Here is a 221-nt window from a genome sequence, read left to right on the forward strand (position 1 = left end):
AACCGTGTATAATTCTATTGCGAACATCTACTATCTGACGTGCTTGTGTTATCTGAATCTCACTATCTTTCTTCAAAATACGATTCATAGCTTCTCCTATTATCTCAATATTTCTTTCTACTGCTCTTTTGGTTTTCAAATCACTTTTAAACTCTTCAAAAGTAGTATGTTCTTCAAAATAACTTTCTATCTCAACAATAGCATTAAGCACATCATATAAC

1 protein-coding gene is annotated in these 221 nt (G+C 30.8%); it reads right to left on the reverse strand.

Annotated features, from left to right (window positions below; translation table 11 throughout):
* Nucleotides 1–221, reverse strand: a 221-nt coding sequence (locus HMPREF9441_RS17150; RefSeq protein ID WP_008623550.1) for a HepT-like ribonuclease domain-containing protein, incomplete at both ends; no start/stop codon positions are given.

This window comes from Paraprevotella clara YIT 11840, assembly GCF_000233955.1.
GTDB classification, from domain to species: Bacteria; Bacteroidota; Bacteroidia; order Bacteroidales; family Bacteroidaceae; genus Paraprevotella; species Paraprevotella clara.